Origin of the sequence: uncultured Helicobacter sp. (assembly GCF_947367035.1) — a bacterium.
In the GTDB taxonomy this organism is placed as follows: Bacteria; Campylobacterota; Campylobacteria; order Campylobacterales; family Helicobacteraceae; genus Helicobacter_D.
Genome location: NZ_CANBCA010000046.1, coordinates 1 through 5,823 on the forward strand (window position 1 = coordinate 1; position 5,823 = coordinate 5,823).

General features: G+C 36.7%; 9 protein-coding genes. All 9 read right to left on the reverse strand.

Going from position 1 to position 5,823, the window contains the following annotated elements; genetic code table 11:
* Positions 1-56: 56 nt before the first annotated feature.
* Positions 57-701: an SDR family oxidoreductase gene (locus Q0Y61_RS09365; RefSeq protein ID WP_297814390.1), complete on the reverse strand. Its 645-nt coding sequence runs from the start codon at positions 699-701 to the stop codon at positions 57-59.
* A gap of 75 nt (positions 702-776) precedes the next feature.
* Complete coding sequence (locus tag Q0Y61_RS09370) at positions 777-1,238, reverse strand: cyclophilin-like fold protein (RefSeq protein ID WP_297814393.1); 462 nt, start codon at positions 1,236-1,238, stop codon at positions 777-779.
* Between the two features lie 16 nt (positions 1,239-1,254).
* Positions 1,255-2,247, reverse strand: a complete 993-nt coding sequence (locus Q0Y61_RS09375) for an alpha/beta hydrolase (protein ID WP_297814409.1) — start codon at positions 2,245-2,247, stop codon at positions 1,255-1,257.
* A 61-nt stretch (positions 2,248-2,308) separates the two neighbouring features.
* Positions 2,309-3,382: an aldo/keto reductase gene (locus Q0Y61_RS09380; protein WP_297814396.1), complete on the reverse strand. Its 1,074-nt coding sequence runs from the start codon at positions 3,380-3,382 to the stop codon at positions 2,309-2,311.
* 182 nt (positions 3,383-3,564) lie between these two features.
* Positions 3,565-3,744, reverse strand: a complete 180-nt coding sequence (locus tag Q0Y61_RS09385) for a hypothetical protein (RefSeq protein WP_297814400.1) — start codon at positions 3,742-3,744, stop codon at positions 3,565-3,567.
* Complete coding sequence (locus tag Q0Y61_RS09390) at positions 3,745-4,158, reverse strand: hypothetical protein (protein WP_297814403.1); 414 nt, start codon at positions 4,156-4,158, stop codon at positions 3,745-3,747. It lies immediately after the preceding gene.
* Positions 4,155-4,532, reverse strand: coding sequence for a T6SS effector amidase Tae4 family protein (locus Q0Y61_RS09395; protein ID WP_366517303.1), 378 nt, complete (start codon positions 4,530-4,532; stop codon positions 4,155-4,157). The genes Q0Y61_RS09390 and Q0Y61_RS09395 overlap by 4 nt, the downstream gene beginning before the upstream one ends.
* Positions 4,513-4,848: a hypothetical protein gene (locus Q0Y61_RS09400; RefSeq protein ID WP_297814405.1), complete on the reverse strand. Its 336-nt coding sequence runs from the start codon at positions 4,846-4,848 to the stop codon at positions 4,513-4,515. The genes Q0Y61_RS09395 and Q0Y61_RS09400 overlap by 20 nt, the downstream gene beginning before the upstream one ends.
* Positions 4,848-5,549 carry a hypothetical protein gene (locus Q0Y61_RS09405; protein WP_297814407.1) on the reverse strand — a complete coding sequence of 234 codons (702 nt, stop codon included), beginning with the start codon at positions 5,547-5,549 and terminating at the stop codon, positions 4,848-4,850. Before Q0Y61_RS09405 ends, Q0Y61_RS09400 begins: the two co-directional genes overlap by 1 nt.
* Positions 5,550-5,823: the final 274 nt, after the last annotated feature.

A 5,823-nucleotide genomic window follows, 5' to 3' on the forward strand; every position in this document is an offset into this window, starting at 1 on the left:
AGGATATTTTTCTGCTGTTTATTTCCTGTATTATCCCCCCCCTTAAAATTTGCAGTTTAATACACGACTTCGTATTTATCTTGCTTTTGGTAAGCTTCCCAATATTTCTCTGCAATCAATTCAGGGGCGTGTTGTGTGTTTGGCTGAATGTGTCCCGCTATGGTGATAAGCCCCACAAAAATGCCTTTTTCCTTTAATTCATCGTGCAATGTCTTGCCAAGCGCCTTGAGTGCGGCTTTACCTATTGAGATTCCCGCGTGCTCTTTGCTAGGATTATCCCCAAAAATACCGCCGGATAATAAAATCGCGCCGCTTCTTTGCTGCGCTTGTTTTTGCATTACAAGCTTAACACAACATAAGGCACTTGCGACATCGGTTTGATAATGCTTGATGAAGTCATCATTGCTAAATGCCGTTGCAAACCCGTCCTTACGCACTCTCGCATTATACACAAGGACATCTACAACACCAAAGGCGTCTTGAATCTCTTTAAAAGCGGATTCCAAAGTTTGCGGTTTTTCACAATCTGCAGAATAGATAAAAGTCTCAATGCCCTCTTTTTCAAACCCTTCTTTATATGCGTTTAGATTCCCAACATTCCTTGCAATGAGAATGACCCTAAAACCACTCTTGCCAAAACGTTTTGCAACAGCATTGCCTAAGCCTTTCCCTGCGCCTACAACAACGATATTCTTTTTCATTTTTTCCCTTTTGTAATTTTAGCTCTCACAAAATTCTATTCTTAAGCCTAAAAAATGCGACTAATGCTTTCATTTTTACTCCTTGCTAGGATATTTTTCTATCGTGAGGATAAAATCTTGCTTTTGAGCTTTTAGGTGCGCGATAAAAGATTCTTTTTCTGCCTTTACTGCGCCTAGCTTAACCAAGCCCTTGTATGGCGGCTGCTTGGCATAAAAGATTCCGACATTACCCCAAGGGGCGAAATAGAAAAAATCGCCGCTTTGTGGATCATATTCTCCGCTCTCTTGTGTGCTTAGGCTTTTATCAAGCCTAGCAATCTTTTCCTTTCCTACATAATCACTAAAGCTTAGGCGTAAAGGCAAGAGTGCGTAGAAATCCCTTGCAGCCGCATTATTTTCTAAAGTCAAAACAAAGCTTTTCCCGCTAAATTGCATTTGTATTTGCATTTGCCCCTCCAATTCTCCCCTTAAGTCTTTGCCTAAAGCGCATTGCGTTAGCAGCACAAACAATAAACAAAGAAATGTATATTTGCGCATATTGTTCCTTTGCGTCCTACTTCAAGTTCGCATTAAAAAATGTAGCGATTTTATCAAAGGGAATCTTTTGCGCGTTATCATACAAATCTGTGTGATTGGCGTCTTTGATAAGCAATAATTCCTTATTTTTGCCCTTAATCTTTTTATACGCGTCAGTGCTAAAATATTTGCTATGTGCCTTATCGCCGTGAATGATTAAAACCGCACTTTTTATCTCATCGCTATATGCTAAAATAGGCGCATTGATAAAGCCTAAAGACGAAGTGAGATTCCAATGTTCATTAGAATTAATAGAGCGAGAGTGGAATCCGCGAGGCGTTTTGTAATAATCAAAATAATCTTTGATAAATTGTGGCTCATCGCCTCTAAGCTTTTGGGGCAATCCATCGGCTTTGGCGTAAGTGCCACTTTTGAAATCCTTTGTGCGCTGTGCATTGAGACTTTCTTTAAGCTTATAGCGCGCCTTTGCGTCCATTGAATCATTATAGCCATTGGCATTGACTCGACTCATATCATACATTGTAGAAGCCACGACTGCCTTAATGCGCGTATCCATTGCGGCAGCATTAAGTGCAAATCCGCCAAATCCGCAAATGCCCAAAATGCCGATTTTGTTAGAATCCACATTTGCATAATTGCTTAGAAAATCCACCGCTGCACTAAAATCCTCTGTATTAATATCGGGTGAGGCGACATTTCTAGGTTTGCCTCCGCTCTCTCCTGTATAGGAAGGGTCAAAGGCAAGAGTGATAAAGCCCTTTTGCGCTAAAGTTTGCGCATAGAATCCACTTGCTTGTTCTTTGACTGCGCCAAAAGGACCACTGATTGCGATTGCAGGGAGCTTTTGTGCTTTGCCTAGATTCTTAGGTAGATACAAATCCCCCGCAAGTGTGATTCCATAACGATTGGTGAATTTTACCTTTTGGACTTTGACTTCATTGCTTTTTGCAAATACCTTGTCCCATTTCTCTTGAGCCATTGCTCCACCTCCTATAAAAAATATTAGCATTATAAAAATGCGTGTGAAAGTTTGTGTGAATGTTGTGTGTGTCATTTTGTTCTCCTAAAATTTATGCTTTATGCATCTTAGTATAATCAAAGAGGAATTTCGCGCTCTGTGGGTCGCGATGGTCTAAAAAAAGCGTTTTGCCCGTATCAAGTGTGGCAATCCTTTGCATATCCTCATCACTTAGGCTAAAGTCAAACACATTAAAATTCTCAATCATTCGCTCTTTGCGCGTTGTTTTTGGAATCACCACGATTTGCCTTTGGATAAGCCAACGCAACACCACTTGTGCGGCACTTTTATTATATTTTTCCCCGATGTTTCTAAGAATCTCATTGGTAAAAAGTCCATTTTTGCCCTCTGCGAAACTCGCCCACGATTGTGTAACTATGTCAAGCTCTGTATTTACTTTTTGTTCGGCTTGTTTTTGGTAGAAAGGGTGCAGCTCAATTTGATTAATCATCGGCTTAATCTCGTTGTTGAGGTAAAAATCCATAATCCTATCAGGATAAAAGTTACTCACACCAATGGCTTTGAATCTACCCTCTTTATAGAATCTGCTTAATGCTCTCCACGCGCCGTAAGTATCGTTAAAAGGCTGATGAAGCAGCATTAAATCTATATAATCTAAGCCTAGTTTGCGCAAAGATTCCTCACACGCTTTGAGTGCTTTTTCTTCAGGGTAATTGTTAATCCAAAGCTTTGTCGTGATGAAAAGCTCCTCGCGCTTTAGCCCACCTTGTAGGGCTGTCTTTATCGCTGCACCTACTTCTGCTTCGTTGAAATACGCTTGTGCGGTATCAATGCTTCTATATCCCACGCTGATTGCGTCTTCTACACACCTTTGCGTTTCTTTTGGCTCAATTTGATATACTCCATAGCCTAGAATTGGCATTTTTACGACATTGTTTAAAGTGATAAATTCCATTGTGTCTCCTTGTAAATGATTTTGTATTTGGGATTTTCCCGCTTTTTCTGTGCTTTGTAGATTCTGTGTGGAATCTGTTTTCAAATCCTCTTTAGAATCACACGCACTTAAAGCAAATCCGCTTAAACTTGCTAGACTTGCTCCTATGCCTAATTTTGCAGAGGTTTTGAGAAACTCCCTGCGCTCTAGTAGCTCTTTGTGCTCTTGCATTCTTTCTCCTTAGAGGTAAAATAAAACCAACTTTGAAATTATAAAGCCTGATACCTGGTATTTGTCAAGAGTTTGACAGATATTTTGAATAAATATTAAAAATAACAAATACTTTCGCTTAACAAACTCAATTACCAAACGAAGGCTCTTTATTGCAAAACAAACTTTTTCATACAATCCCTTTAATCAATTAAATCCCAAAAGTATAAATCTCGTATTATATATTGAGATTCATTAAGATAATTAGGGCTTACTTTCAAGTCTGTATCCACAAAATCATTCCCATTCCACAAAGTAGTATGTCGTAGCCCATCTGTGCCAATCATTGCGATAATGCTTTTTCTTTGAATGAGAGCAATCATTTACTCGCATTCCTTGCAATATTTTTTGACTATGCGTTCTACCTGTGTATTATAATCTGAACCATAGCCTGTGCCATAATAAAACATTCTAATACAGCCCTTAAAATTTATAAATTTTGAGTTTTTTTCGTGAATATTATAAAATTCTTTCTCACCTTCAATATATTGCTTTAACTCCTCAAAAGCTGCTTTTGAATCCATTATTTTTGTTTTAGAGTTAGTAGGGTCAAGTGATAAGCGATAAAGCTCCTTTTCAATTTCGCTCTTATCATCTATGCCGATACAATGAGACAATCCTAGCCAACCTAATTCTGTTGCCTTTCTATCATAATCCATAAAAATTGTATTTTGTTCCTCTGCATATAAACCAAAAGAAAAAACTAAGAACATTGCAATCATAACTAACTTTTTCATTTTAACTCCCAAAATTGAAAATCAACCACATTGTGATTTCCAATCAAATAATTTTCGCTTATTTTAGAATCCTCAAATTTTTTGTTTTCTCCATTCCATAAGGTTGTGTGTCCTCCTGCATCATCAAAGCCCTTGATTCTCATTACTGCAATACCGCTTTTATCAAATTTTGAAAATTTGTTTTCATAAAAATTTCTAACTTCATCTTTATTTTTAAAAGTTCGTAAACAATATGGTTTATCACTATTTCCCCAATTTAAAGTTAAGAAATTTCTTATTCCATAAATACTTAAGCAATATAAGTTTTTATCTGCTCCAAACCAACGTTTATTTTCAAATTTTAATTTTCCTGTATTATGTAGGAAGTTTCTGATTTTTAATTAAATATTGTATTCCAAGCAAATAACTATAATTAAGTGCATAACTCATTCGTAAAGCACAGGAATTTAGAGTATATCTTTGTATATCCCCCATTGCAATGCCATCTGTATTTTGCTTTTTAATAATTTGTTCATTATTTAAAAATTCTTTATGAGGTTCTCCACCAATTTTTTCAAAAACTGCTTGAGCTTTTCCTTGTATATAATATCTATTTATCTCCTCATACGCCTTTTCCACACTCTTAAAGCTCGGTCTTTGAATCTTGATTGTTGCCTCTTTGTCTCCACATTTTACCTTGCATACATTCATTATGACCCCTCTATTTCATTAAGGACATTTAGAATCGTAGCTTGATTATCTCTTATGGTTGCTGAAATTTGAAAGGTTTTTTCTTGAAATTCTAATGTCAAATCCACTTCCTCCCCCTCACTATATCCTTGTGTTTTAATATGCAAATTTATATCTTGTGAATGTCTTGAGATGTCCTTAAATTTTATTTTATCCTCTCCATAAGAAAAATAGATTTCTGTGATTTGTTTTTCTGTCTCTTTTGTGGAATCCTTATGTGAGTTTGTATTGTGATGGGATTCCATAGTGCTTTGTGTATTTAGCCTTGCATTTTCACTTTGTTTAACCTCTCCCTCCCTTGCTTTGTCTTCCTCCTTTAAATACACAATGTTATGAGACGTTTTATTTTGTAATGTAAGAGGAAAGCCTTTATCTGTAAGGATTGTTGGAATCTGACTTTGCAAAATTACTCCACTGCCATTGACCTCTAAGATTAAAGAAATTGCATTTGGTGGGATAGTAGAAACTTGTGTGCAAGGAGTAGGAATCCCTGCAATGTTATTGGTGCAACCTATGATAGGAGAATGAAGTAAATCTGATTCTGTAATCACTCCTACACCTTCTACTTCAAGTAAATTTCCACAGAGACTTTTTAATTGAACGATTCCTTTATGAGGACAAGTGAGTATATCAGATTCTAAAAGAGGATTTGTCTCATTCATAAAGAATCCTTGACGAAGTAGAGTTTGCTTTTGTTGATTTTAGAGTAATCTTAATCAAAATTGCTTTAATAAACATTAAAAAATAGTGCGGATTAAAGCCTAGAAGCTTTCATATCAAGATCAATAAAATTTGTTTAGTATTGAGTGCGTGAGAATAATTTTTGCCAAGCTTAGAATCTCTTTTGCAATCCTTACTTGCGCGCCTCAAAAATCTTATCCCTACAACGGCGCAATCTCATCAAGCGCACTTAGGGCGTTTAAGCTTCTAGGGTAG